At 59.7% G+C, this 25,923-nt stretch carries 20 protein-coding genes and 1 riboswitch; of the genes, 6 read left to right on the forward strand and 14 right to left on the reverse strand.

Going from position 1 to position 25,923, the window contains the following annotated elements; translation table 11 throughout:
* Positions 1-118: 118 nt before the first annotated feature.
* A riboswitch (FMN riboswitch) is annotated at positions 119-288 on the forward strand.
* Between the two features lie 96 nt (positions 289-384).
* On the forward strand, positions 385-891 hold the full coding sequence (locus tag ACP7EW_RS06735) for a 6,7-dimethyl-8-ribityllumazine synthase (protein WP_056861672.1): 507 nt from the start codon (positions 385-387) through the stop codon (positions 889-891).
* Between the two features lie 138 nt (positions 892-1,029).
* Entirely contained in the window at positions 1,030-2,505 is a 1,476-nt protein-coding gene (locus ACP7EW_RS06740) for a M91 family zinc metallopeptidase (RefSeq protein WP_426216041.1), read from the forward strand.
* Here ACP7EW_RS06740 and astE read toward each other — a convergent pair.
* From astE to ACP7EW_RS06775, 7 genes are all read right to left on the reverse strand, one after another.
* The gene (gene astE, locus ACP7EW_RS06745) at positions 2,502-3,506 is read right to left on the reverse strand and encodes a succinylglutamate desuccinylase (RefSeq protein ID WP_426216043.1); all 1,005 of its coding nucleotides are present in this window, start codon (positions 3,504-3,506) and stop codon (positions 2,502-2,504) included. The genes ACP7EW_RS06740 and astE overlap by 4 nt on opposite strands.
* An 11-nt stretch (positions 3,507-3,517) precedes the next feature.
* Positions 3,518-3,808, reverse strand: coding sequence for a hypothetical protein (locus tag ACP7EW_RS06750; RefSeq protein WP_003214319.1), 291 nt, complete (start codon positions 3,806-3,808; stop codon positions 3,518-3,520).
* Between the two features lie 24 nt (positions 3,809-3,832).
* Positions 3,833-5,179 (reverse strand): N-succinylarginine dihydrolase, encoded by a 1,347-nt coding sequence (gene astB / locus ACP7EW_RS06755; RefSeq protein ID WP_426216045.1) that lies wholly within the window; start codon positions 5,177-5,179, stop codon positions 3,833-3,835.
* A 47-nt stretch (positions 5,180-5,226) separates the two neighbouring features.
* Positions 5,227-6,696: a succinylglutamate-semialdehyde dehydrogenase gene (gene astD, locus ACP7EW_RS06760; RefSeq protein WP_426216403.1), complete on the reverse strand. Its 1,470-nt coding sequence runs from the start codon at positions 6,694-6,696 to the stop codon at positions 5,227-5,229.
* On the reverse strand, positions 6,693-7,718 hold the full coding sequence (gene astA / locus ACP7EW_RS06765; protein ID WP_426131609.1) for an arginine N-succinyltransferase: 1,026 nt from the start codon (positions 7,716-7,718) through the stop codon (positions 6,693-6,695). Before astA ends, astD begins: the two co-directional genes overlap by 4 nt.
* A gap of 51 nt (positions 7,719-7,769) precedes the next feature.
* Positions 7,770-8,789 carry an arginine/ornithine succinyltransferase subunit alpha gene (aruF, locus tag ACP7EW_RS06770; protein ID WP_003175655.1) on the reverse strand — a complete coding sequence of 340 codons (1,020 nt, stop codon included), beginning with the start codon at positions 8,787-8,789 and terminating at the stop codon, positions 7,770-7,772.
* Between the two features lie 123 nt (positions 8,790-8,912).
* Positions 8,913-10,133 (reverse strand): aspartate aminotransferase family protein, encoded by a 1,221-nt coding sequence (locus ACP7EW_RS06775; protein ID WP_426216047.1) that lies wholly within the window; start codon positions 10,131-10,133, stop codon positions 8,913-8,915.
* 303 nt (positions 10,134-10,436) lie between these two features.
* Here ACP7EW_RS06775 and ACP7EW_RS06780 point away from each other — a divergent pair, with 303 nt between their 5' ends.
* Complete coding sequence (locus ACP7EW_RS06780) at positions 10,437-13,052, forward strand: dermonecrotic toxin domain-containing protein (RefSeq protein WP_426216049.1); 2,616 nt, start codon at positions 10,437-10,439, stop codon at positions 13,050-13,052.
* 34 nt (positions 13,053-13,086) lie between these two features.
* Positions 13,087-15,441 (forward strand): leucine-rich repeat domain-containing protein, encoded by a 2,355-nt coding sequence (locus ACP7EW_RS06785; protein WP_426216051.1) that lies wholly within the window; start codon positions 13,087-13,089, stop codon positions 15,439-15,441.
* 7 nt (positions 15,442-15,448) lie between these two features.
* On the opposite strand, the gene argR is transcribed toward ACP7EW_RS06785, so the two are convergent.
* The 7 genes from argR to acs form a co-directional block, all read right to left on the reverse strand.
* Positions 15,449-16,429, reverse strand: a complete 981-nt coding sequence (gene argR / locus ACP7EW_RS06790; RefSeq protein ID WP_065909207.1) for a transcriptional regulator ArgR — start codon at positions 16,427-16,429, stop codon at positions 15,449-15,451.
* A 116-nt stretch (positions 16,430-16,545) separates the two neighbouring features.
* Entirely contained in the window at positions 16,546-17,310 is a 765-nt protein-coding gene (locus tag ACP7EW_RS06795; RefSeq protein ID WP_016973723.1) for an ABC transporter ATP-binding protein, read from the reverse strand.
* 27 nt (positions 17,311-17,337) lie between these two features.
* Positions 17,338-18,450 (reverse strand): succinylglutamate desuccinylase/aspartoacylase family protein, encoded by a 1,113-nt coding sequence (locus ACP7EW_RS06800; protein ID WP_426216054.1) that lies wholly within the window; start codon positions 18,448-18,450, stop codon positions 17,338-17,340.
* A 1-nt stretch (position 18,451) separates the two neighbouring features.
* Entirely contained in the window at positions 18,452-19,150 is a 699-nt protein-coding gene (locus tag ACP7EW_RS06805) for an ABC transporter permease (protein WP_038848988.1), read from the reverse strand.
* Complete coding sequence (locus ACP7EW_RS06810) at positions 19,147-19,836, reverse strand: ABC transporter permease (protein WP_010208305.1); 690 nt, start codon at positions 19,834-19,836, stop codon at positions 19,147-19,149. Before ACP7EW_RS06810 ends, ACP7EW_RS06805 begins: the two co-directional genes overlap by 4 nt.
* Positions 19,837-19,927: 91 nt before the next feature.
* The gene (locus tag ACP7EW_RS06815) at positions 19,928-20,713 is read right to left on the reverse strand and encodes an ABC transporter substrate-binding protein (protein WP_038848991.1); all 786 of its coding nucleotides are present in this window, start codon (positions 20,711-20,713) and stop codon (positions 19,928-19,930) included.
* 560 nt (positions 20,714-21,273) lie between these two features.
* On the reverse strand, positions 21,274-23,229 hold the full coding sequence (gene acs / locus ACP7EW_RS06820) for an acetate--CoA ligase (protein WP_033902234.1): 1,956 nt from the start codon (positions 23,227-23,229) through the stop codon (positions 21,274-21,276).
* Between the two features lie 412 nt (positions 23,230-23,641).
* Here acs and ACP7EW_RS06825 point away from each other — a divergent pair, with 412 nt between their 5' ends.
* Together ACP7EW_RS06825 and ACP7EW_RS06830 are read left to right on the forward strand one after the other, a co-directional pair.
* Positions 23,642-23,911 carry a DUF2790 domain-containing protein gene (locus ACP7EW_RS06825; protein ID WP_124528183.1) on the forward strand — a complete coding sequence of 90 codons (270 nt, stop codon included), beginning with the start codon at positions 23,642-23,644 and terminating at the stop codon, positions 23,909-23,911.
* A 484-nt stretch (positions 23,912-24,395) separates the two neighbouring features.
* Positions 24,396-25,646 carry a ribonucleotide-diphosphate reductase subunit beta gene (locus ACP7EW_RS06830; RefSeq protein WP_005790649.1) on the forward strand — a complete coding sequence of 417 codons (1,251 nt, stop codon included), beginning with the start codon at positions 24,396-24,398 and terminating at the stop codon, positions 25,644-25,646.
* Positions 25,647-25,923: the final 277 nt, after the last annotated feature.

The raw sequence follows: 25,923 nt of genomic DNA on the forward strand, positions 1-25,923 counted from the left end.
GCCCCCATTGCATTCAATCGAATACCAACCAAACAAACCGATATAGGTTATCGATACGGCAATCGTGCAGTTTTCGAAAAAGCGTGTTAAAAACTCTCCGCCGCCAGGGTTCTGGTGGCAACGTTCTCAGGGCGGGGTGCAATTCCCCACCGGCGGTAATTACACGCAATGTGTATAGCCCGCGAGCGCTTGGCGCCTCGAACTGCTCAGGCAGGACGGCGACAAGGTCAGCAGACCCGGTGTGATCCCGGGGCCGACGGTCATAGTCCGGATGAAGAGAGAACGGGATTGGCACCTAAGGGCCGCGCACGAAGTGTGCTTGCGTACCCTTAAATCCCATTCGATTCATAACGCCCTGTTTTTTTCTTAAACAGGAGTCAGAACATGCAACCCACCGCCATCGACAGCAAAAGCAAGAACCACCACGGCGAGCGCGTCGCGTTTATCCAGGCCTGCTGGCACAAGGATATTGTCGACCAATCGCGCAAAGGCTTCCTCGCCGAAATGATCGCCCAGGGCTACCAGGAATCGGACATCGATTTCTTCGAAGTCGGCGGTGCCTTTGAAATGCCCCTGCACGCCAAGCTGCTGGCCAAGACCGGCCGTTACGCCGGTATCGTCGCTGCCGCGCTGGTAGTGGACGGCGGCATCTACCGCCACGAATTCGTTGCCCAGTCGGTGGTCAGCGGCCTGATGCAAGTTCAGCTGGAAACAGAAGTGCCGGTGTTCTCGGTGTCCCTGACGCCGCATCACTTCCATGCGGGCAGCGAGCACCACACCTTCTTCTACGAGCACTTCGTGCACAAAGGCCAGGAAGCTGCACGCACCTGCGCCGACACCCTGCACAAGGTCCGTGCGATCCGCCGCAGCGAGCAAAAACTGGCGGTCTGACACATCCGCAGCCCGTGATTAAAAAATGCCCCGACAGGTCTCTGTCGGGGCATTTTTTTGACGCCTGCATATCTACCGTTTCAAGCACTCACTCCTGCGGTTTAGTAAGGCCTGCCCTTAAACGCAAGGAACTGCGACATGCTCCCACATCAAAATGCCGAAGGCGTCTACGTCATTGATGCGCTTATACTCACCCCCGACCCCAGGCGCGAACCTACCAACGAACGCCCCGACGGCCCAGGCTTTATCGAAGTCCACGAAGTACTTGAAAATGAAAATGTGCGCATCGAACGTAAGTTGTTCAGGGATGAAGACGTCGATCAACTGTGCCTCACCACTTTCAATACACACGACACGCTGAACATCTTCGCCGCCCCTCACCTAGACGCTCAACTGACACTGACGGTGCAGATCAACCAGTCCCGCTACGAGATCACCCTCAACTGGCGCACGCAAACACTGGTGCTGTATACCCAAGGCGGTAACGATCGAATTCATATTGAAGATAACGTGATTGTGCCGATCTTTGTGTACAGCGGCGAAGGCGACGACCGAGTGGTCAGCGCCGCCAAAACGGCCACCCTCTACACGGGCCCCGGCGAAGACTTCATCGCTGTCGTCAACGGCACTTGCCATGTGGAAGCGGGCGAAGGCAATGACGAAGTGCACGGTTTTCAAGACACCCACATGACCGTGTATGGCGGTCCCGGCGCTGACGAAATCAGCGGCGGCAACGGCTCTTGCTTCATTGATGGAGGCCAGGGCGATGATCATATTGTCGGGGGGCGAGGATCGAATATCCTCAGTGGTGGCCCCGGTAATGACCGGATCAAGGCGGGGCCCGCCGGCAACGTCATCTACACAGGCGATGGGCTCAACGATGTCACACGCCTCAAGGCGGACGACGTCACATACTACAACTTCAAGAGCAGCCTGACAGTTGACTGTGCCTTGATGATGCACCCGGACGTGCCGGATGACCTTCCTCCCGGCCAGTTGGCTTCCCATGCGGTTCATTTGGAGCCCAAACCCCTGAACCAGAGCGGACTAGTTGTGCAAGGCAGTGCGCAATTCGTCCAGCGGGTCAATGACGATTTAAGCCTGCTGCTCAGTTCACCGACCGGGCAACGATTGCTCGCGCAACTGGAGCGTGCCGCGCACGACAGCGGACAACCCATCACCATTCATGAGTTCTACCCCAAGCTCAACGGGCACTTCGTCCCTGCGCCCGGCACCCGGGACTGGCCGTTTATCGATAATGACCTGCCCGGCCAGCCGTCTTTTGGCGGGAAAATCTGGTACAACACCACCGACATAACGCCCGGAACGCCAAGCATCATCAACCTGTTCCATGAGCTGTGCCACGCCTGGAACCACATCAGCGGCACGCTGTTGCGTGGCGAGAGCCTGGACGGCATCGACGGCACCAAGCCGCGCTACCCGGTAAAGAACCCCGAACTGCAAGCCGTAGGCCTGCCAACAACGGCACCGCCGTTCGACTTTGACCGCGACCCAAGCACCCCGCCCAGCAACACCAACCCGCCGCAATTCAGCGAAAACGGGCTACGCAAGGAACTCGGGTTACCGCTGCGCAAACAGTACCTGAATAATTAAACCAGGCCGTGCTCGGTGGTGGGCACAATCAAAATTCCCGCGCGCAAGCCATTCTTCACCTTCGGATTAGGGAAGATGATGCGCGCACCGTCTTCTTCGATCACCCAACGGGTCTTGGCCACGTCTTCAGCGAGCAGATACCCCTGCGCCAGCGGCGAGAAGTTTTCTACGTCAGCAGGCAGGTGCATCAGAAAGGCGTCGCTGTGCTTGATGACCTCACGGGACACGGCAAACAGTTTCAATCCATCCAGGCTGGATGTCTCAGGTTCAGTGCCTTCGATGATCTGCTTCAGGCGGATCTCCAGGCGCGACACATCCACGCCCTGGTTCTGTCCGAACGGTCTCGCCTTACCCAGTTCCAGCGTGAAGGCTTCGGCCTCCAACTGCTCGTAGGTAAACGCGGTGAAGGTGATCGAGGTCTTGTTCTGCAACAGCACCGCTTCCATGCCGGCGGCACGCAGACGGGCCAGTTCATGGCGCGAATGCTGACGGCCCTCCTTCCACGGGTACAGCGCAAACTGTTCGATTTTCGAGCCGCGTATGGCAGTGTGCAGGTCGTAATGCAGGCGCGAACGGCCCGGCAGGCTGAAGAAGGTACGGGCCAGTTGCTCCAGCTCGGCGGCGCGCATGGCTTCGGGGCCGATGTTGTTTTCATGACGGCCATTGAATAGCCGGTTGACGTCCAGTTCGAGGTAACGCTCGCCGCGGCGCATGGCCTCGGGGTTGCCGAACAGGAACAAAATACGGGTGCGGGGCTTGATCTCCCCACGGGCAATGCCATGCAACAGGCGGTCGAGCAGTTCGATCGGTGCCGTCTCGTTGCCATGGATGCCGGACGACAACAGCAGGTCACTGCCATTGTCTTGAGCCTGCGGCGGACGCACTTCAAGCGCGCCCTCGCTGAGCCAGCGCATCTGCACGCCGTCGACAGTCAGTTGAATTTTTTGCGCCGGTTCGCGACCGGCGAGGGTCAGTTCAAGCAGTTTGCCGAGGGCGAGCATACGCAGCTTCCTTAGTGGTTGCAGCCTGGGCCGTGGACGTGATCGTCGTCATCACCTTCAACGTCGGCCGGTTCCATTTCCAGTTGCAGGCTCATCAGGTTGGTGGCCAGTGGGCGCATCAGCAGGTTGGCGTATTCGGCGTCGCCTTCTTCCACGTCCACACCGATCAGCAGTTGGCCACGGCCGTCGTGCTGGATCCAGATCTCCTTGCCCTGCCAGACCACGGCGACGCGGGTGCAGGAAGTTTCCAGCTGGGTGCCGTCGGTGTCTTCAAGAATCAGTTTCAGGGTGTCGGTGGTCATAAATAGCTCTCAGCCATGCGGCGTTTAATTGATCTGGAAAGGATAAACAGCGCCCAGTTTAAGGATTTGCGTCAGTTCATCCAGTGCCGTCCGGCATTCAAGCAGCAATTGCGGGTCAGCCAAGTCGCTTTCGCGCAGGCTGTCGCGGTAGTGCTTGCCTACCCACTGAGTCAGTGTTTCGTACAACGGCGCGGTCATGATAACCCCTGGATTCACCGCCGCCAGTTCCGTTTCGTTCAACGCCACACGTAAACGCAGGCACGCCGGGCCGCCGCCGTTCTGCATGCTTTGCTTGAGGTCGAACACCTTCACTTCGCGGATCAGGCCACCGGCGGCAGTCAGGCCTTGCAGGTACTGCCAGACGCGCTCATTGGCACGGCACTCTTCCGGCACGATCAGCAGCATCGAGCCGTCAGCGCGACTCAACAATTGGCTGTTGAACAGGTAGGAACGTACCGCGTCTTCGACACTGACCTGGGCGCGGGGCACGCAGACGGACTGGAAGTTGCCGCCCAACTTGCCCAATTTTCCTTGCAGTTCGGCGAGCATCTGCTCGGTATTGAGGAACGCATCCTCGTGATAGAACAGCACTTCGCCGTTGCCGACCGCGATGACGTCATTGTGGAACACGCCGGCATCGATTACCGCTGGGTTCTGCTGGGCGTAGACCACGCCGTCATCCTTCAAGCCGTGCAGGCGTGCGACGGCCTGAGAGGCTTCAAGGGTCTGGCGCGCCGGATATTTCTGCGGCGCCGGGTAACGGGGGTCGAACGCGCTGCGACCAAACACAAAGAACTCGACGCCCGCTTCGCCATAGTCACGGCAGAAGCGCGTGTGGTTGGCCGCGCCTTCATCACCGAACTGCGCCACCGCCGGCAACGCGGCGTGGTGGGCGAAGTACTTCTGATCGGCAAACATCGCGCCCAGCACACGGCTGGTGGTCGGGTGCTCGATGCTGCGGTGGTATTTGCAGTTGAGGTTGGCGGCGGTGAAATGCACGCGGCCGTCAAAGGTGTCGGCGCTTGGGCTGACGGTGGCGGCGTTGGCCACCCACATGCTCGATGCGGAGCAACTCGCGACCAGCAACGGCATCGCATCCTTGGCCGCTTGCTGGATCACTTGGGCGTCGGTGCCGCTGAAACCCAGGCTGCGCAAGGCGGCCACATCAGGACGTTCCTGAGGTGCCAACACCCCTTGCACAAAACCCATGTCCATCAGGGCTTTCATCTTCTGCAGGCCCTGCAACGCCGCTTCCTTGGGGTTGGAATGCTGCTGGCTGTTGCTCTGGGACGCGACGTTGCCGAAGGACAAACCGCCGTAGTTATGGGTCGGCCCCACTAGACCGTCAAAATTGACTTCATAGGATTTCATCAGCGAGGCTCCACGAACATCTGTATTTTTATAGGCATCAATAGCAATCAGGGCAATCGCACGCCGGGTGTCAGCGCGGCTGGCAACACCAGGCTCGGGGTCTCAAGCGAGGCCACCGGGTACGCGCAATAATCCGCCGCGTAATAGGCACTGGCGCGATGGTTGCCCGACGCCCCTACTCCACCAAACGGCGCGGTACTGGCGGCGCCGGTCAGTTGTTTGTTCCAGTTGACGATGCCCGCGCGGCTTTCCAGCCAGAACTGCTGGTAGCGTGCTTCGGAGTCCGACAACAAACCGGCGGCCAAGCCGTACTGGGTGTTGTTGGCCTCGGCAATCGCCGCTTCGAAATCAGCGTAGCGGATCACCTGCAACAGCGGGCCGAACAGTTCTTCGTCTTCGCGCTCGCTCACGCCAGTCACGTCGATGATGCCGGGGGTCAGCAGGGCGGCCTGGTCCTGGGGCTGAGTCATTTCCAGCAGCGCCACGGCGCCATTGGCGAGCATCAGTTCCTGGGCGTCCATCAAAGCTTTGGCCGCCGCGAGGGAGATCACCGAGCCCATGAACGGTGTCGGCTGCTGGTCGAACGCACCCACTTCAATTGTCGAGCTGACCGCCACCAGACGCGCGAGCAACGCATCACCCCACGCGCCTTCCGGCACCAACAGGCGACGGGCACAGGTGCAACGCTGGCCGGCCGAGATAAATGCCGATTGGACAATGGTGTACACCGCCGCATCCACATCCGCGACTTCGTCCACCACCAACGGGTTGTTGCCGCCCATTTCCAGCGCGAGGATCTTGTCCGGGCGCCCGGAGAATTGCTGATGCAGATGATTGCCAGTGCGGCTCGAGCCAGTGAAGAACAACCCGTCGATACCGGGGTTGGCCGCCAGCGCGATACCGGTTTCCCGCGCGCCTTGCAGCAGGTTCAACACACCCGCCGGCAACCCGGCTTCGATCCAGCATTGCACGGTCAGCTCGGCAACCTTGGGGGTCAACTCGCTCGGCTTGAACAGCACGGTGTTACCCGCCAGCAGCGCCGGGACAATATGGCCGTTGGGCAAATGGCCAGGGAAGTTGTACGGGCCAAACACCGCCACCACGCCGTGCGGCTTGTGCCGCAGCACGGCGGTGGCGTCGCCCAGGGGGCCGCTCTTCTCGCCGGTACGCTCGCGGTAGCTTTGCACCGAGATCGCGATCTTGTTGGCCATGCTGGTGACTTCAGTGGCCGATTCCCACAGCGGCTTGCCGGTTTCCTCACCGATGCAACGGGCGATTTCGTCGGCGCGGCTTTTCAGGGTGGCGGCGAAGGTTTCCAGAATAGCGATGCGTTCTTCCAGCGGGCGCTTGGCCCAGGCCGGAAACGCCTGGCGTGCAGCCTGCACGGCAGACTCAACCTGCTCCGCCGTCGCGCCGGTGCCAGCCCACAGCACCTGCTGAGTCACCGGGTTGCGCGATTCAAACAGCTCACCCTGGCCAGCCAACCAGCTACCTGCGATATACAGCGAATTCATTATTTCGACTCCCGAGCAGCAGACAACGGAACAGCACGCACTTGATCACCCACCACCAGTTGCAGGCGCTTGGCGGTCTGCGGATCGACCACCAGCGTGCCTGCCGCCAGGCGGGCCGGTGCGGCGGTGATGCGGCACTCTTCGCGCTTACGGTTATGGATCAGGAATGGCGTGGCATCATCCCCCGGCGTGCCGATGGCCAGCACCAGCGACTGGCTATCGCGTACGGCGCGGATCTTGGTGGTTTCACATTCCACTGCAGGTCCCGCGTCGAAGATGTCGACATAGCCCTGATAGCTGAAGCCTTCGCTCTTGAGCATGCTCAGCGCCGGCTCGGTGTCCGGGTGGACCTTGCCGATCACGTTGCGCGCATCCTCGGACAGGAAGCAGCTGTACAGCGGAAACTTCGGCATCAGTTCGGCGATAAACGCCTTGTTGCCCACACCGGTGAGGTAGTCGGCCTGGCTGAATTCCATCTTGAAAAAATGCCGGCCCAGGCTTTCCCAGAACGGCGAACGCCCCGCGTCGTTGGACACACCGCGCATCTCGGCAATGATCTTGTTGCCAAACAGTTGCGGGAACTCCGCAATAAACAGCAGGCGCGCCTTGGCCAGCATGCGGCCGTTGAGGCCGGTGCGGTAATCGGCGTGCAGGAACAACGAGCACAGCTCGGAGTTGCCGGTGAGGTCGTTGGCCAGGAACAACGTCGGGATCTCGCGGTAGATATTCAGCTCCTGGGAGGCGCTGACCGTCAGGCCGACCCGGAAGTTGTACCAAGGCTCACGCAGGCCAACGGCGCCAGCAATGGCGGAAATCCCCACCACGCGGCCTTCGTCGTTTTCCAGCACGAACAGGTAGTCGGCATCGCCGCGCCCGGCGTCGCCGCGAAAGGTTTTCTCGGCCCAGCCCACACGGTGGGTCAGGCGCTCTTCGTTGGCCGGCAAGGTGGTGAGGCCGGTGCCGGTGCTGCGCGCCAGATCAATCAGGGCCGGTAAATCGCTGCTGCGTACGGGACGAACGATCATGCTATCTCCTCGAACGGGCCGCTGTTGTCAGCCACCCGCGAAACTCTCTTTTTAAACCGCTACCAGGCGCACACTCGCGCCTTCGCCAACACCCAGGGCTTCGGCCGCTGCGAGGTCCAACGTCACCGGTTTACCCGGCGCGTAGTCCAGTTCCAGCATCACCGCGCGGTAATCCTGCAACTGCGCGTTGCTCACCAGGTACTGGCGACCGACACCCTTGACCATCTCACCAATCTTCACCGGCACCACGCGGCTCTGGGCAATCGAGCGAATGCCCGAAACCCGCGCATGCAGCGTCGGGCCACCGTCGAAGATGTCGATGTAATGGTCAGTCTCGAAGCCTTCGCGCATGAGGATGTCGAAGGTGATCTGCGCACGCGGGTGCACCTGGCCCATGGCTTCCTGGGCCTCGTCCGGCAGCAGCGGCACGTAGATCGGGTAGTGCGGCATCAGCTCGGCGAGGAAGGTACGGCTTTTCAGCCCGCACAGGCGCTCGGCGGCGGCATAGTTGAGGTCGAAGAAGTTGCGACCGATGGCGTCCCAGAACGGTGAGTCACCGTTCTCATCGCTGTAGCCGACGATCTCGGTCACCACCGAGTCGGCAAAGCGCTCGGGGTGGCTGGCCACGAACAGCAGGCGGCCACGGGAATTGAGTTCCGACCACGGCGAACCGACCAGCTCAGGCACCACGTAAAAGCTGGTGAGCAGGCTGTTGCCGGTGAGGTCGTGGCACTGGGAGAGCACGTGGATCTTGTTGTGGATCTTCAGCTCGCGAGAGGCGTGCACGAAGGTCTCGTTACGGAAGCTGTAGAAGGGTTCCGAGTAGCCGGCGGAGGCGACGATGGCCGAGCAACCGGCGAGCTTGCCGGTCTCGGTGTCTTCGAGCACGAAGAAATAACTCTCTTCGCCGTTGAAACTGACCTCGGCCGCGAAGGACGCTTCGCTGGCGGCGATCTTGTCGCTGAGGCGTTCCACATCGTCCGGCAAGGAGGTGACACCAATCGGGCTGTCCGCAGCCAGACGCTGTACCTCGCCCAGATCAGCCATTTGCGCGGGGCGCATCACCAGCATGGTGTCACTCCTTAACTCGAAAAACAGGCAGGCCTGGAGCCTGCACAGAGGAAAAAATGCCGGGCGGGCCCGGCACACACACAATTCGGTTCACCACCCGGCGTGCCAGGTGGTGAAGGGTCATCAGCCTTGCGTCAGCACTTTCACAGCACGCTCAAAACGGTCCAGGCCTTCCTTGATATCCGCCTCTTCCACCACCAAACTCGGCGCGAAACGCACTACGTCCGGGCCGGCTTGCAGGATCATCAGGTTTTCTTTCTCGGCCGCGTTGAACACGTCCTTGGCCTTGCCCTTGAACGCTTCGCTCAGTACGCAACCGAGCAACAGGCCCATGCCACGCACTTCGGTGAAGATGCCGTACTGCTTGCCGATCTGCTCCAGGCGCGCCTTGAACAGGTCGTGCTTGGCATTCACGCCAGCCAGCACTTCTGGGGTGTTGATCACGTCGATCACCGCTTCAGCCACCGCGCACGCCAACGGGTTGCCGCCGTAGGTGGTGCCGTGGGTGCCGACCACCAGGTGCTTGGCCAGCGCTTCGGTGGTGAGCATCGCCGCAATCGGGAAACCGCCGCCCAGGCTCTTGGCGCTGGTGAGAATGTCCGGGGTCACGCCGTAAAGCTGGTAAGCGAACAGGTGGCCGCTGCGGCCCATGCCGGTCTGCACTTCGTCGAACACCAGCAGCGCGTTGTTCGCGTCGCACAGCTCGCGGGCGCCTTGCAGGTAAGCCAGCTCGGCCGGCAGTACGCCGCCTTCGCCTTGGATCGGCTCCAGTACAACGGCGCAGGTCTTGTCCGACACGGCGGCTTTCAGCGCAGCCAGGTCGTTATAAGGAACGTGCGTGATACCGGTGATTTTAGGACCGAACCCATCGGAGTACTTGGACTGGCCACCGACGTTGACGGTGAACAGGGTACGGCCGTGGAAGCTGTTCAATGCGGCGATGATCTCGTACTTCTCGGTGCCGAAACGGTCGAACGCGACGCGACGAGCCAGCTTGAACGCAGCCTCGTTGGCCTCAGCGCCGGAGTTGCAGAAGAACACGCGCTCGGCAAAGGTGGCGTCGATCAGCTTATGGGCCAGGCGCAGCGCCGGCTCATTGGTGAAGACGTTGGAGACGTGCCACAGCTTGTTGGCCTGTCCGGTCAGTGCTCCGACCAGCGCCGGGTGGGCGTGGCCCAACACGTTGACCGCGATGCCGCCGGCAAAGTCGATCAGCTCGCGACCCGCCTGGTCCCAGACACGGGAGCCTTCGCCACGCACGGGGATGAAGGCGGCAGGCGCGTAGTTAGGCACCATGACCTGGTCGAAATCGGCACGTTGCACCGGGGCTTGCTCAACGGACATCGGAGTCTCCTGAAGAGGAACGCCTGCCTGGAACTGGCGGGCGATGCAGGGATTGTAAGGACAGTTTTCAGCGCGGCCTTGCCGCCAAGCGACAACTTCTTATAGCGCCAACCCGCGATTTTGGCGGGTTTACGCCAATGCGACAAATAGCGTCGCAATGGCGCAGTTTAAACGGTGTGCCGCTTGAGAGGCAGAGGCACGGCATGCTGATTTTCTTTGTACGCCCTAACTATTCGCTGCCCTTTCGGCTACCAGGCTTGATGTGATGACGCAGACGCTATTGATCACTGAAGGATTAGCCACGTGTCCACAGCTACTATCGCCCAAAGCCTTATCGACGCAGCAAGCAGAGTACCCGCTGGGGCTCACACCCACCTTCCAAAATGGCTCGGGAACGCTTCAAACGACAAACGCCAAGCCTTGCAGAACATCCGGCTCGAATTCAGCGATTGGCAGAGTGACGCCAATCGCTCGCAACACGTCCCCGTCAAAAATGCAGTGCAGGCCAGCTGGGAGGCGCAAAACCGGGTTGATACGGCCCTGGCGACGCTCCAGTCACCCCAGGCATTTGCGGCCCCTTTGCTGCAACAGGCACTCAAGCAACAATTTGATGTGGAGTCCGATGTCAGCACCACCTATCTGCGCCTGTATACCCCTTTGACCCTCCCCTTGCTTCCCATCGAGACCGGTGCAGTCAAGTCCTGGACGGTGTCGCTGGTGGCGGCGGCGCTGCACAACTTCGATGCGGATGAGAGCAAAGCAACGGCTTACACCCCAGAGTCGACCTTCATTACCGAACCGTCCGGCTCAGGGCAGTTCGACACGCTGCCTGCGGTACGCGACCAAATCAGCATCGCGCAATTCATCGGGTTGTGCCGCCAGCTGGATATTGGCACGCACTATCAGCGCTACCTGAAGCAATTTTTCGGTTTCCAGAACGCTGTTCTCAAGGCCCGATTGCGTAACAAGGTCATCCAGAGCCTGAAAGCCGAAGCACGGGCCAGCCTGCAAATGGCGCGGCTGAAAAAGGATGTGACGCCCACGGCCTTTCGTGCGTTGGAACTCTGCCTGAATAACTTTGGCGCCGAGCTTGCCGGCAAGAAGCTGTTCAGCCACGACCTGAGCCTGATGAACGCACCGCTGACCGGCATCGTATTGTTCGCCGCCGACCTGGAGTTACACCGCAGCGCAGTCCCGGTGGTGGCCTACATCCCCGGCGACCCGCAGTCCCCCCTCAAGTATTACCTCAACGGCACAGTGTTTATGCAGGACCTGGCCAACAAGCTACGCAACGCCGACTACCAGGCGTTTTTCAGCCGTTTCGTCAACCAGGAACACCGTGGCTACTTCTTTGCCGATCTCAACAACCGCTTGTCGCAAGTCGTCTGGCACGAGCAGATCGCCGGCGACTCACGGCCCACATGGCGCGACGAGCCGATAGCCAACCCCCAATTGCAATTCAACGCAGAAAAAATCAGCGGCAACCTGTACGAGCACCTGTACGAAAGCAAACTCGACAAACTGCTCAATGACGCGCGGGTGACGGCCATACCCACCGCCGACGCCGATAGCCAAGCACGCTGGCGACGCTGGGACATTGTGCAAAAAATCGGTGAATCCATTCTTGAAATCGCTGCGTTCATCGCCGCGCCTTTCGTTCCCCCGCTAGGGTTGCTGATGCTCGGCTATACCGCCTATCAACTGCTTGATGAGGTCTTCGAAGGCATCTTCGATTGGGCCGAAGGCCTCAAGCGCCAGGCATTCGAACACCTGATGTCCATCCTTGAGCAAATGGTTCAACTGGGCTTGTTTGCGGTCGGCGCACTGATTGCCGAGGGTCTGCTGCGACAGGCGCTGCCGAAGGAGCTGTGGGACTTTTTTGACTCGCTCACGCAGGTCAACACGGATGGTAAAGCCCGCCTGTGGAACCCCGACCCGGCCCCCTACGCCCATGACATTCAGCTCGCCGCCGGTTCACGCCCCGACCAGCAGGGGCTGCATGCCCACTCAGGTAAACAGATCCTGGCGCTCAACGGACGGCATTTTTCGGTCACGCAACAATCGGGCGACACGGTCCTTGCACACCCCACCCGCGCGCACGCCTACCGCCCACCGGTAATCGGCAACGACAAGGGGGCTTGGTTGATGCCGCATGATCGCCCGCTGACGTGGGATCGCACGACCCTGCTGAGCCGCCTCGGCCCACTGGCTGACGACATCAGTGAAGCGGGCCTTGAACTGGCCCATCGCATCAGCGGGGCCGACGACGGCGTTCTGCGCAAGATGTATATGGACCGCCAGCCGCCGCCCCCACTGCTGGTCGACACACTCAAGCGCGTCAGGATCGATGAGCAATTGCAAGACTTCATCGACCAGATGAACAGCGACGATCCTCTGGTTTATCGACAAGCCGATCCACAGACCCAACTGTGGCTGCTGAGCCAGACCGGCCTGTGGCCCGAATCCAAGACGCTGCGATTTCTGAACGCAAAAGGTGAAACCGTCTGGGAGCATCAAGGCAAGGCGAACGCCGCCGTGGCACAGATACACGAAGCCCAGATGAACAACGGCGACCTGTTGAAAACCCTGCTGGAAACCTTGAACGAGTCAGAGCGCAAAACCTTGCTGGAAGAAGATTTCGGCACCCCCATCGCTCAACTGCACGTGCGCGTCGCCAAACTGCGCAAACGGTTGGCACGCCAAGCCCAAAACAAACGCGCCAGCCTGTTTGACTCGCGCTATCGGACAGTGGAAATAACCGATGACCCGCGCGTGCAGAAGATCATGGACACCACCTCTGGCCTGCCAACGAGCATGGCCGAAGAAATACTACGCGGCGCCACCGGCCAAGAGCTGCTGGACATCGATCAAGGCAAAGTGCCCACGTCGCTGATTGAGCGCGCGCTGGGCCGCTCATGAAGTCCGAATCAGTCGGGCCCACGAAGGGCTGTACATGGACGCACTGGAAAGCAACGACACACACCGGCTCGCCCTGCATTCGCTGGAAAATCTGCCGGGGTGGTCGCCACAGGTGCGCCTGGTCGTCACCGATTTCAGCCGTACCGGCAAGGTGCGAGATGCTATCGGCAGCCTTCAGGCCCCCATACAACGCACCCTCGTGCGCACCGTCGAGGGCGATTACATTCCCGAGGACGGCAAAGGCACTTTGTTTGGAGAGACCGACTTTTACACGGCACTACTCCAAGCATTGCCTGACGAACAACGCAACGCACTGGGCATTCATATTGGCCAAGGTCCGCAGCTGAGACAAACCTTGCGTCAACACACTTTGGCGCGTGAAGCGCTGGGTAAGCTGCTGGCCGAACACCCTGTGCGCAAACCCTTTTACGACCCAAACTTGATGCGCCTGCCCGGCGGCATGGAGGGCTACGACGCGAACGCGGCACACCTGAACAGCCCGGAGGCGCAGTTGCTGCTTGAGCTATACCCCCGCCTGAACCCGGCACAAGTGAGCAGTACGCTGAGCTTCCTGCAAAACCTGCCCGGCTCGCCACTGCGCACGCTTCAGTACCTCAAGAGCGAGTTTTTACGGTTCGAAGACAGCCTTTCGGCCTGGTACCGAAATACTCCGCGCACCTTGCTTGGCACCGAAATACCGCTCCCTCCCCAGACCGCCACCGATGAGCGACTCAGCCGCTGGAGGTGGCGCCAACAACTGATCGGTGCCTGGCGCAATGAAACACCAGCGGACCCGACCTTTAGCGAAGGCCACCTATTGCAACTCGAGGCCGTGTATGGCGAACTGCCGACACTGGATGCGCGCTTCCACTTCATCTCCACCCTGAACCTGAAGGGCTATCGCACCACCCGGAACGCAACCGCCTTCCTGGCTAGCTTTCCCAAATTGCGCACACTGAATATCAGCGATCTTGCCATCACGGCCATCCCCCCCGAGATACTAGGGATGCCCGATCTCAACAGCCTGACGCTGCGCAACTGCAACCTCCACTTATCCATTCAAAACCGTGCAAACCTTGCGACGTTGACCGGGCTTCGACATCTGGACCTCTCCAACAACAACCAACTATCACTCTCTCCCGACCTCAGACCCATCACCCACCTGCAGACGCTGAACCTGAGCCGAACCAACATTGCCCAATGGCCCGAAGGCCTGCTCAACCGCCCTCGGCTGACCAGCGCCAACCTCAGTAACAATTACGTGAGGAGGCTGCCCGCCGCCCTCTTCGACGTACCCTGGGAAACCGCTAGAGCCATTGACTTGTCAGGCAATCCACTCTCACGCGCAACGCTTGAAAGCATAAAAAACTATTGCCAGAGAACCGGCGAACACTTTGGCGCAGACGCCCATCCTGCCGAACGTCGGCTAGTCCATGAGCTCTACCCCACCTATACCGACAATGAAGCCAATAACTTTATTTTCAGGCTGCCCGGCGGGCTGGATGACTCAATGGCAAGACTGGTACGCCTGAAAGCAGACTACGAGCGACTACAAGCAGACTTGGCAGAATGGGCGGCAAACGTACCCGACCAGCACGCCGGCGCCCCCATGGACGAAGAAACGCGGGCGCGACAACAAATCCTGCGGGACCGGTTCAAGGCAATGCTGGAGGAAGGCTGGCGACGGGAAACCAGCCTCAACGCTGAGCAAGGGCCATCGACAAACTCCCACGACATGACACTCGCCGTGCCATTGATCGGCGACCTGCCGGTACTTAGGGTTGATTTCGAGCATGTTTCAAGGCTGGAACTGCGGGGAGAAAACACCACATCGATCCCGACGGGATTTCTCGAGGGCTTTACCAACCTGGAAAGCCTGTTTATCCACCGCTACGCATTGCAAGACATGCCTGCCGGTGTATTCAACCTGCCGAAGCTCAAGCGACTCACCCTGACTCAAAGCGATGTCCGTTTGACGCAACACAGTGCCGCAGGCTTGAGCGAGCTGCACGCGCTTGAATACCTGGACTTGAGCGACAACACCAGCCTGGGAGTTTCTCCCGACGTCAGCAACATGTCCGACCTGGAGACCCTGATGATCGAAAATGCCGGCCTCACTGAGCCGCCTAATGGGGTGTTCAACCTGCCACGGCTTGAGATTCTGGACTTGAGCAACAACCAAATGACCGAGCTGCCTGACGACCTGTTTGAACTGGACGCGGACAGGGCCGACGGTTTCAATCTCAGCGGCAACCCCTTCTCTGCCGAGACGATCGCCAAGCTGCGCCATTATTATCGTCGTACAGCTGTGGACTTTGACGTGCCTGAAGCCCGGCAGCCAGAAGCAACAGACAACGGCACTTCCTCCGAAGAAGAAGGTGAGGAGTAAAAAATGCTCAACCGCGCTCGGAAGGCACCGACGACAACTCGAACGGGCTGCTGCTACGTCGCTGGTTACGGTCTTCACGCGGCGTGGCGCCGAAGAAATTGCGGTAGGCGCTGGAGAAATGCGGCCCCGAGGAGAAGCCGCACGACAGGCCGATCTGGATGATCGACTTGCTGGTTTGCATGAGCATCTGGCGCGCTTTGTTAAGGCGCAATTCCAGGTAGTACTGGCTGGGAACGCGATTGAGGTATTGCTTGAAGATGCGTTCGAGTTGTCGTCGCGACACGCAGACATGCTGGGCGATTTCGTCGGTGGTCAGCGGTTCTTCGATGTTGGCTTCCATCAGCAACACCGCCTGGGTCAACTTTGGATGGCTGGAGCCTAGGCGGTTTTGCAGGGGAATGCGCTGGCGCTCCCCGCCTTCGCGGATGCGCTCCACCACCAGTTCTTCGGACACCGCACCGGCCAGTTCGGCGCCATGATCACGGGCCAGCACTGCCAGCAGCAGGTCGAGTACCGACATGCCGCCGCAAGCCGTGAGACGGTCACGGTCCCAGTCAAACAGATGGCTGGTGGCGATAACCTTGGGGAAGCGCTCGGCGAAATCGTCCTGCCAGCGCCAGTGCACGGCGGCGCGGTAGCCGTCGAGCAGACCCAGCTGGGCCAACGGGTACACACCCGCCGACAGGCCACCGATCACGCAGCCTGCCCGGACAAGCTGCTTGAGCGCGGTGCTCAGTTGCGAAGCGATGACGGTGGGCGGTTCGTCCGCCAGCAGGAACAGCTTCTGGAAACCTTCCAGCTTGCCGGCCCACGGCTCGCCCGGCAGTTGCCAGGCGCCGTCGGTGGCCGGCTCGGCGAGCAGGAACGACAGCTCGTAGACCACGTCCGGATGCACCCGCTGAGCAACGCGCAAGGCCTCCTCAGCCAGCGCAAGCGTCAGTGCTTTTGTGCTGGGCCAAATCAGGAAACCAATGCGATGGGCGGTCATGGAGGGCTATCCGAAGCGAGTAACAGTGTTAAGGCCAAAAGTGGCAACCACCAACATAGTGCATGTTGCGCAAAGCGCGAAGCATGCCCTATATCAGTGCACAACGGCAGTCTTGATTATTTCAAGCTACCGGAAAGGAACTGCTGCAAACGCTCGGACTGCGGGTTCACCAGCACTTCACGCGGGTTGCCGCGCTCTTCGACGATACCTTTGTGCAGGAACACCAGCTGGTTCGACACTTCACGGGCAAAGCCCATTTCGTGGGTCACCACCACCATGGTGCGGCCTTCCTGGGCCAGGTCCTGCATCACCTTGAGCACTTCGCCGACCAGTTCCGGGTCCAGCGCCGAGGTGGGTTCGTCGAACAGCATCACCTCCGGCTCCATCGCCAGGGCGCGGGCGATGGCCACACGCTGCTGCTCGCCACCGGACATATGGCCGGGGAACGCATCCTTGCGATGGCCCACGCCGACTTTGGCCAGGTAATGCTCGGCCTTTTCACGGGCTTCTTTCTTCGACACGCCCAGCACGTGAACCGGGGCTTCCATCACGTTTTCCAGCGCGGTCATGTGGGACCACAGATTGAAATGCTGGAACACCATGGACAGGCGCGAACGCATGCGTTGCAGCTGTTTCGGGTCGGCGGCCTTCATGGCGCCGTCCTTGTTGGCGACCAGCTTCAGCTCTTCGTTGTTGAGCAGGATCTTGCCGGCGTGGGGCTGCTCCAGCAGGTTGATGCAGCGCAAAAAGGTACTTTTGCCCGAACCACTGGAACCGATGATGCTGATCACATCACCGGCTGCGGCGGCCAGGGACACACCTTTGAGCACTTCATGACTGCCATAGCGTTTATGCAGGTCTTGGACTTCAAGTTTGTACATGCGGTCGGTTCTCACAAAAACAGGTGGTCAGTCGTTGAGCAAGCGCCCGTGACGCAGCGCTTCGCGCCCCGCCACCTTGGCCAGCCAGAAACCCGCTTGGGCATAACGTAGCCGTTCAACGGCAAACAACACCCCCGAGGTGCCCGCGCAAATCGTGCTCACGCGGTCTTCAAGGGGGTCAATCACTTCAAAAATCGGCTCGCCTTTTTCGATCCATTCACCGGCTTTACGCAGGTAGCTGATCACCCCAGCGTGGGGCGCGAACAGCAATTCGGTGCCCTCGAAAGGCACGCCTTCGCAAGGTTCGAATTGCGGAGCAGGCCATTCGCCCTTGATCAGGCCCTGCTCGGCGAGGAACGCGAGAATACCTTCGGCGTGGAAAATCGCCTCGTCACGCCCGGTATCGGCCTGGCCGCCCAGCTCAAGCGTAGTCGCCATGCAGGCCAACGGGATTTGCGCCTCAGGAAACACCTGGGACAGACGCAGCCACGGCAGCGAACAGGCCTCATCAAACGAACTGCCACCGGAGTCTTCCGCCAGCAGGCCGACCTTCACATTCAAATGCGCCGACAACGAACGCCACTGCGGCCAATGCTGAGGCAGTGCGTACATGTGCAGCGCGGCTTCGGCGTCGCAGTGCAGGTCGAGCACCACATCGGCGGTGCAGGCATGGCTCAGCAATAGGCGCTGCATGCCTTGCAGCTGGCTGCTTGGCTCGGGCAACGCATTGAGCGCGTCAGACATTGCTTGACGGATCATGCGCACATTGGCGTGAGGATCATCGCCCAGCTTGCCGTTGAGCAACTCGGCAACCGGCTCGCTCAACTCCACGAAGTCGCGATTGAAATTCTTGCCGCTGCCCACCTCGAAACGTCCCTGGTGACTGCCTTGCAGCAGTTGGCCCAAGCCCATCGGGTTAGCCACCGGCACCAGCTCGATCACGCCGTTGAGCGCACCTTGCTGTTCCAGTTCGGTGAGGCGCTTTTTCAGCTCCCACGCGGCGCGCATGCCGGGCAATTCATCAGCGTGCAGGCTGGCCTGGATATAGGCCTTGCGCTCGCCCTGGCCGAAACGGAATACGCTCAGTTGGCGCTCGCAGCCCAGGTGCCCCCAGGGCAACAGATGATCAATACGTTCCATCTCAATGCTTCCGTGGAGCCAGGTAGCTCAGCCAGCGGCGCTCGGCCAACTTGAACAGGCGCACCAGGATGAAGGTCAGGCACAGGTAGAACACGCCGGCGGTGATGTAGGCTTCGAACGGCAGGTAGAACTGGGCATTCACCGTGCGCGCGGCACCGGTGATGTCGATCAGGGTCACGATGGAGGCCAGGCTGGTGGTCTGCAGCATCATGATCACTTCGTTGCTGTACTGCGGCAGCGCGCGGCGCAGGGCCGATGGCAGCAGGATGCGGCGGTACAGCTTGTAGCGCGACATGCCCATGGCCTTGGCCGCTTCGATCTCGCCATTGGGCGTGGCCTTGAGGCTACCGGCAATGATTTCGGCGGTGTAGGCGCTGGTGTTGATCGCAAACGCCAGGCACGCACAGAACGTGGCGCTGGACAGCAGTGGCCACATAAAACTTTCGCGCACGGCTTCGAACTGGGCCAAACCGTAGTAGATCAAAAACAGCTGCACCAGCATCGGCGTGCCACGGATCACGTAAGTGTAGAGCCAGGCTGCGCCATTGACGATCGGCTGCTTGGACACGCGCATCAAGCCCAAAGGCAAGGCGGCAAGCAGGCCGAAGAACAGCGAGATGGCGAGCAGTTTCAGGGTGGTCAGCAGGCCGCCAAGGTACAGCGGCATGGCCTCCCAGATGACGTTGTAGTCGAAGATCATAGATCAGCCGCCCTTACGCCTACCGAGTAGCGCTTCTCAAGATGACGCAAGGCCAGCAACGACACGCTGGTGATCACCAGGTACATCGCCGCCACTGCGAGGAAGAAGGTAAAAGGTTCGCGGGTGGCATCTGCCGCCTGCTTGGCCTTGAACATCATGTCTTGCAGGCCCACCACCGAAATCAGCGCAGTGGCCTTGGTGAGGACCAGCCAGTTGTTGGTGAAACCGGGGATCGCCAGACGGATCATCTGCGGCACCATCACCCGGAAAAACACCTGGAAGCTGCTCATGCCATACGCAAGGCCGGCTTCGGCCTGGCCCTTGGGAATGGCCATGAAGGCGCCGCGGAAGGTTTCCGACAGGTAGGCGCCAAAGATGAAACCCAGGGTGCCGATACCGGCGGCCAAGGGGTTCAAGTCGATATAGTCGTCGTAACCCAACATCGGCGCGACACGGTTGAGCAGGTCCTGACCGCCGTAGAAAATCAGCAGGATCAGCACCAGGTCGGGGATCCCGCGGATCACCGTGGAGTACAAGTCACCCAGCCAGGCCAACCAGCGCACCGGCGACAGGCGCAACGCGACCCCGATCAGACCCAGAACAATGGCCAAGGCCATGGACGACAAGGCGAGCTGAAGCGTCAACCATGCGCCATCGAGGATGACGGCCCCGTAGCCTTTCAACATGATTCAGGTCCTCGAAAAGGGGGATGAAAAAATGGCGCAAACCTCAGGAATTCTGTTGCTTGCGCCATTTCGGACAGACCGCTAAGACGATTTACTTGGCTTCAGGGCCGTAAATGTCGAAGTTGAAGTACTTGTCTTGGATAGTTTTGTACTTGCCACTGGCGCGGATCGCCGCGATAGCCGCGTTGATGCGGTCCAGGTTTTCCTTGTCGCCCTTGCGAACCGCGATGCCTACGCCGTCGCCGAAGTATTTGACGTCGGTGAAGGATGGGCCGGTGAACGCGTAGCCTTTGCCGGCCGGTGTGTCGAGGAAACCTTCCTGCAGCAGGGTGGCGTCAGCCACGGTGCCGTCGAGGCGACCGGCTTCCACGTCCAGGTAGATTTCGTTCTGCGAGCTGTAAGGCACAACCGTGGCGCCTTTAGGGGCAAGGACTTCCTTGGCGAAACGATCGTGGATCGAACCGCGCTGTACACCGATTTTCTTGCCTTTGAGTTCGTCCAGGCTGTCGCTGACCGCAGTGCCTTCCTTCAATACCAGGCGTGCAGGGGTCAGGTAGTAGCGATTGGTGAAGTCCACGGATTTCTTGCGGTCTTCCGTGATGGACATGGACGACAGGATCGCGTCGATCTTGCGCACTTTCAGCGCTGGGATCAGGCCGTCGAACTCTTGCTCGACCCAAGTGCACTTGACCTTCATCTCTTCGCACAGGGCGTTGCCGATGTCGTAGTCAAAACCGACGATGCTGCCATCGGGGGCTTTGGAGGCAAACGGAGGGTAAGCCGCTTCGATACCAATTTTCAGGGGCTTGCCTTCAGCGAAAGCCTGCATGGACAGCACGGACAGCGCCAGGGCGCCCAACAGCACGAGTTTCTTCATCTTGGGACTCCATCGGTATAGGGCAAAACAGCAGTATGAGCCATGGCCCACGATGCGACTTAAGGGAAACCGAATTGCGGTGCTGCGTCCTACACCAGCTACACACTGGAGACGACGAGCGAGTGATCGGCATTCTAACGACAGGCCGGAAGCCGATATTTCCTCAATGCGACAACAATTTACAGAAGCACCGAGAAAGCGGTTCCAGCTCATTGACAGCCTCTGTTTTTTATGCAGAGACAAAAGACATTAAACCTGTAGACGCTGCAAATTGCGGGCCTATTATTCGCAAACCCTTCTAGCACGGCAAGTCTGGCGTTTAATCTTATTTAGCGGCGTGTCTAAAACGCGGTTTTTCGGGGCATGGGCGTAGCACTTTGCCTCATGTTTGGGCGACGGGTTACACATTTGCGTTCGACGGTAACATTCAGAAACCTCCTACGAGAGAAACCGATATTTATTGGCCTCCGATCAGATATCACTCACCACAACAGCCTGTCCTGAACACAAAAAACCCCACCCGGCCTACGCCAAATGGGGCTTTATCTGACTATCGCGCCTTACGCGACGTTCATGGTCTTGTGCGTCTCAATCAAATGCGCGACCACGCCCGGATCCGCCAGGGTGGAGATATCCCCCAGCCCGTCGTACTCGGCCGTGGCAATCTTGCGCAGGATACGGCGCATGATTTTCCCCGACCGCGTCTTCGGCAAGCCCGGTGCCCACTGGATCACGTCCGGCGAAGCGATCGGTCCGATCTCCTTGCGCACCCAGTTTTTCAGCTCCAGGCGCAGGGCTTCGTTGGGCTCTTCGCCGTTCTTGAGGGTGACATACACATAGATGCCCTGGCCCTTGATGTCGTGGGGCACACCGACGACGGCAGCCTCGGCGACTTTCGGGTGGGCAACCATGGCGCTTTCGATTTCGGCAGTGCCCATGCGGTGGCCGGACACGTTCAACACGTCGTCCACGCGGCCGGTGATCCAGTAGTAACCGTCTTCGTCACGACGCGCACCGTCACCGGTGAAGTACATGCCACGGAAGGTCTTGAAGTAGGTGTCGACGAAGCGGTCATGGTCGCCGTACAACGTACGTGCCTGGCCTGGCCACGAATCGAGGATCACCAGGTTGCCTTCGGCAGCGCCTTCGATCAGGTTGCCCAGGTTATCCACCAGCGCCGGCACCACGCCGAAGAATGGCCGTGCCGCCGAACCCGGCTTGAGCGCATGGGCGCCCGGCAGCGGGCTCATCATGTTGCCGCCGGTTTCGGTCTGCCACCAGGTGTCGACAATCGGGCAACGGGATTGGCCGACGTTCTTGTAGTACCAGTCCCACGCTTCCGGGTTGATCGGCTCACCCACCGAACCGAGCAGACGCAAGCTGCTGCCGTCTGCGCCTTCGCACGCAGCGGTGCCGGATGCCATCATGGCGCGGATTGCAGTCGGTGCGGTGTAGAGGATATTGACCTTGTGCTTGTCGACGATCTTCGCCACCCGCGTGATATCCGGGTAGTTCGGCACGCCTTCGAACAGCAGCGTGGTCGCGCCATTGGCCAGCGGCCCGTAGACAATATACGTGTGGCCGGTGACCCAGCCGACGTCGGCGGTGCACCAGTAGATTTCGCCTGGGCGGTAGTCGAACACGCGCTCATGGGTCAGGGACGCATACAGCAGGTAGCCGCCGGTGGTGTGCTGCACGCCCTTGGGCTTGCCGGTGGAACCCGAGGTGTAGAGGATGAACAGCGCTTCTTCGGCGCCCATCTCTTTTGGCGCACACACAGTGCCCGCGACTTTCATCAGGTCTTCGTACCAGATGTCGCGATGCTGGTTCCACTTGATGTTGCCATTGGTGCGCTTGCAGACGATGACCTTCTGGATGCTGCTGGTTTCCGGGTTGGTCAGGGCGTCGTCGACGTTGGCCTTCAGCGGAATCTTCTTACCGGCGCGGATACCTTCGTCAGCGGTGATTACCACCTTCGACTTACAGTCGATGATGCGACCGGCCAGGGCTTCCGGCGAGAAACCGCCAAACACCACGGAATGGATCGCACCGATGCGGGTACACGCCAGCATGGCGACCACAGCTTCGGGGATCATCGGCATATAGATAGTCACCACGTCGCCGCGATGCACATCCTGGCCGCGCAGGGCGTTGGCGAACTTGCAGACTTCTTCATGCAGCTCACGGTAGGTGATGGTGCGGCTCTCGGCAGGGTCATCGCCCTCCCAGATGATGGCGGCCTGGTCACCGCGCTCGGCGAGGTGACGGTCCAGGCAGTTGTAGGAAACGTTCAGGGTGCCATCGGCGAACCACTTGATGTCGACATGGTGATCGTCGAACGAGGTCTGCTTCACCGTGGTGAAAGGCTTGATCCAGTCAAGGCGCTTGGCTTGCTCGCGCCAGAAGCCATCGGGGTTGACCACCGACTGCTGGTACATGGCCTTGTAGGTCGCCTCGTCGGTCAGCGTGTTGGCTGCTACTTCGGGGCGAACGGGGTACAGGGAAGCCGCACTCATCTTTCTTACCTCGGTGACATAGTTGTTTTTGTATGGCCCTGTTGTAGCCGGGGCCGACCTATAGAACCATTCGACGATGGTAGTAACAAGCCCCTACAAATTGCCCTGATATCCCCTTGTGCACCTCTAGCCCGCGGGCTGCGGCGCTTGGCCGCTTTGTTAAAAAAGCTTTACCACGGGATTGTTACAAAAACCGCCAATAGTGTTTATCAAAAGTACGGGTATATGAATATAACCCAGGGGCCTAAAATCACTTCCGTCAACACGACACTGTGGTTAACACAGCAGCGATTAACAACGCAACAGCCCCCACGAAGGCAACGTTAATCCGAACTTCCCAACTTTTAAGTTACACACGCGGCCTCACAAGGACCCCGTGACCCCACTCGCCCTGAATAAGGTAAATAGAGAAATGAAAGCTTTAGTAGTTATGGCCCTCAGCAGCTTGTGCGCCACCGCCGCCCTGGCCGACGAAGCCCCGACTGACGTAGCTAGCCGCAACACCCCGATCGTCGAGGACTACACTTACAGCACCCACTTGGATGTGGCCAAAGTATTGTCCATGAGTAGTATTCCGGAAGTCTGCGAAGTTGTACCGGTGAAGATGGAATATGAAGACTCACAAGGTCAGCGTCATATTCTTAATTACCACGTGATGGGCAATGGTTGCTCTAACGGGTAATAACCTGAAGCGTTCGATCTGAACCTGATCTTATTCGCCGCAAGAAATCGTTCTTGCGGCAAAGAACCCGCCTCCTCCTCACCTCGCTGTGCCCCCTCGAAAAAAATCCCGCCGCTCGTCCCTCCGGCCAACCCCAGCAAACCCGCGTCCTGGCTTGAAAAGCAGGCTTTTTGTCTGCGATCCGTGACCATCCGCCACAACACAAAGTCGATTTTTTCCCTATAATGCGCGGGTAAATCGGGCCTGCAATATCCCTTTACACTGGGATGAAGAGCCAGACCTGAGGCCTCCCGCGGGAGCAAGCACCTACCGCTCCGCACCTCAAGCCTCACGCAGACCACCCGTAACCCTATTCCGTTTAATGCGTGCGCTAGCTGCAACAAACGATTCCTTAAGATCCACCGCGGCCTCAGGGCCGTGTGAACACCCAACCATCCGGTTTCACACGGGCACCTTTGAGCCCTCACGCAGGAGACGACACGTCATGCTGAGCTGGGACGAATTCGACAAAGAAGAAGAAGGCGAAGTAGCCACCAAAGGCGCCAACGCCGGCCACGCCACCGAAGCCAACATGGATCGCCTCGACGGTGCTGGCGCCGCCGCCGCCATCGAAGCCCGCGCCGTCACCGCCAGTGACTCCGCCGCCATCGTGCGCGCCAAAGCCGCCCTCGACAAACTCGACGTCGCCGAAGGCCTCGCCGAGCTGGAAGGCTCCGCCGCCCGCGTCGCCGTTGACGAAAAACGCATGATCAACTGCCGTGCCGACCTCAACCAACTCGTACCCTTCAAGTACGACTGGGCCTGGCAGAAGTACCTCGACGGCTGCGCCAACCACTGGATGCCGCAAGAGGTCAACATGACCGCCGACATCGCCCTATGGAAAAACCCCGAAGGCCTGACCGACGACGAGCGTCGTATCGTCATGCGCAACCTGGGCTTTTTCTCCACCGCCGACTCCCTGGTGGCCAACAACCTGGTGCTGGCCGTGTACCGCCTGATCACCAACCCGGAGTGCCGCCAGTACATCCTGCGCCAGGCCTTCGAAGAGGCGATCCACACCCACGCCTACCAGTACTGCATCGAATCGTTGGCCATGGATGAAGGCGAGATCTTCAACATGTACCATGAGATCCCATCGGTCGCCAAAAAGGCTGCCTGGGGCCTGAAGTACACCCGTTCGATCTCCGATCCGAAGTTCGAAACCGGCACCGTCGAAACCGACAAAGAGCTGCTGCGCAACCTGGTCGCCTACTACTGCGTGCTGGAAGGCATCTTCTTCTACTGCGGCTTCACCCAGATCCTGTCCATGGGCCGTCGCAACAAAATGACCGGCGTCGCCGAGCAGTTCCAGTACATCCTGCGTGACGAGTCGATGCACCTGAACTTCGGTATCGACGTGATCAACCAGATCAAAATCGAAAACCCACATCTGTGGGATGCGGAGATGAAGGAAGAAGCGACCCAGATGATCCTGCAAGGGACTCAGCTGGAGATCGAATATGCGCGCGATACCATGCCGCGTGGCGTGCTGGGGATGAACGCGGCGATGATGGAGGACTACCTCAAGTTCATCGCTAACCGTCGTCTGTCGCAGATTGGCTTGAAGGAAGAGTATCCAGGTACCACCAACCCGTTCCCGTGGATGAGCGAGATCATGGACTTGAAGAAAGAGAAAAACTTCTTCGAGACCCGTGTGATCGAGTACCAGACTGGCGGCGCGCTGAGCTGGGATTGATTCCGGAGCTCATCAACCCCATTAAGCCCTGACACGTTCAGGGCTTTTTTATGCCCGGTGAATGGCCACTTCTTGAAGCATATCAAGCTGACCACCTCGCCCCAAAGGGTTCGGATCGCATCACCAATGCTGTAGCCTTGTGCCCCAATTGACATCAGCGTAGTGATCGGGATGCCTTCACCGAGGTGGCTTTACGCCAAAGTCGGAAGATTGGCACGGGAGTAAACTCCCGCTGTCACACCTGATGCACACTCAAAAAATACCAGATAGGACCGAG

This window comes from Pseudomonas sp. DWRC2-2, from assembly GCF_049897885.1.
GTDB lineage: Bacteria > Pseudomonadota > Gammaproteobacteria > Pseudomonadales > Pseudomonadaceae > Aquipseudomonas > Aquipseudomonas azotoformans_A.

Excerpts from the sequence above, each read along its gene's own strand:
- ACP7EW_RS06735 (WP_056861672.1), top strand. The coding sequence starts at position 385 with ATGCAACCCACCGCCATCGACAGCAAAAGCAAGAACCACCACGGCGAG.
- ACP7EW_RS06740 (WP_426216041.1), top strand. The coding sequence starts at position 1,030 with ATGCTCCCACATCAAAATGCCGAAGGCGTCTACGTCATTGATGCGCTT.
- astE (WP_426216043.1), bottom strand. The coding sequence starts at position 3,506 with ATGCTCGCCCTCGGCAAACTGCTTGAACTGACCCTCGCCGGTCGCGAA.
- ACP7EW_RS06750 (WP_003214319.1), bottom strand. The coding sequence starts at position 3,808 with ATGACCACCGACACCCTGAAACTGATTCTTGAAGACACCGACGGCACC.
- astB (WP_426216045.1), bottom strand. The coding sequence starts at position 5,179 with ATGAAATCCTATGAAGTCAATTTTGACGGTCTAGTGGGGCCGACCCAT.
- astA (WP_426131609.1), bottom strand. The coding sequence starts at position 7,718 with ATGATCGTTCGTCCCGTACGCAGCAGCGATTTACCGGCCCTGATTGAT.
- aruF (WP_003175655.1), bottom strand. The coding sequence starts at position 8,789 with ATGCTGGTGATGCGCCCCGCGCAAATGGCTGATCTGGGCGAGGTACAG.
- ACP7EW_RS06775 (WP_426216047.1), bottom strand. The coding sequence starts at position 10,133 with ATGTCCGTTGAGCAAGCCCCGGTGCAACGTGCCGATTTCGACCAGGTC.
- ACP7EW_RS06785 (WP_426216051.1), top strand. The coding sequence starts at position 13,087 with ATGGACGCACTGGAAAGCAACGACACACACCGGCTCGCCCTGCATTCG.
- argR (WP_065909207.1), bottom strand. The coding sequence starts at position 16,429 with ATGACCGCCCATCGCATTGGTTTCCTGATTTGGCCCAGCACAAAAGCA.
- ACP7EW_RS06795 (WP_016973723.1), bottom strand. The coding sequence starts at position 17,310 with ATGTACAAACTTGAAGTCCAAGACCTGCATAAACGCTATGGCAGTCAT.
- ACP7EW_RS06800 (WP_426216054.1), bottom strand. The coding sequence starts at position 18,450 with ATGGAACGTATTGATCATCTGTTGCCCTGGGGGCACCTGGGCTGCGAG.
- ACP7EW_RS06805 (WP_038848988.1), bottom strand. The coding sequence starts at position 19,150 with ATGATCTTCGACTACAACGTCATCTGGGAGGCCATGCCGCTGTACCTT.
- ACP7EW_RS06810 (WP_010208305.1), bottom strand. The coding sequence starts at position 19,836 with ATGTTGAAAGGCTACGGGGCCGTCATCCTCGATGGCGCATGGTTGACG.
- ACP7EW_RS06815 (WP_038848991.1), bottom strand. The coding sequence starts at position 20,713 with ATGAAGAAACTCGTGCTGTTGGGCGCCCTGGCGCTGTCCGTGCTGTCC.
- acs (WP_033902234.1), bottom strand. The coding sequence starts at position 23,229 with ATGAGTGCGGCTTCCCTGTACCCCGTTCGCCCCGAAGTAGCAGCCAAC.
- ACP7EW_RS06825 (WP_124528183.1), top strand. The coding sequence starts at position 23,642 with ATGAAAGCTTTAGTAGTTATGGCCCTCAGCAGCTTGTGCGCCACCGCC.
- ACP7EW_RS06830 (WP_005790649.1), top strand. The coding sequence starts at position 24,396 with ATGCTGAGCTGGGACGAATTCGACAAAGAAGAAGAAGGCGAAGTAGCC.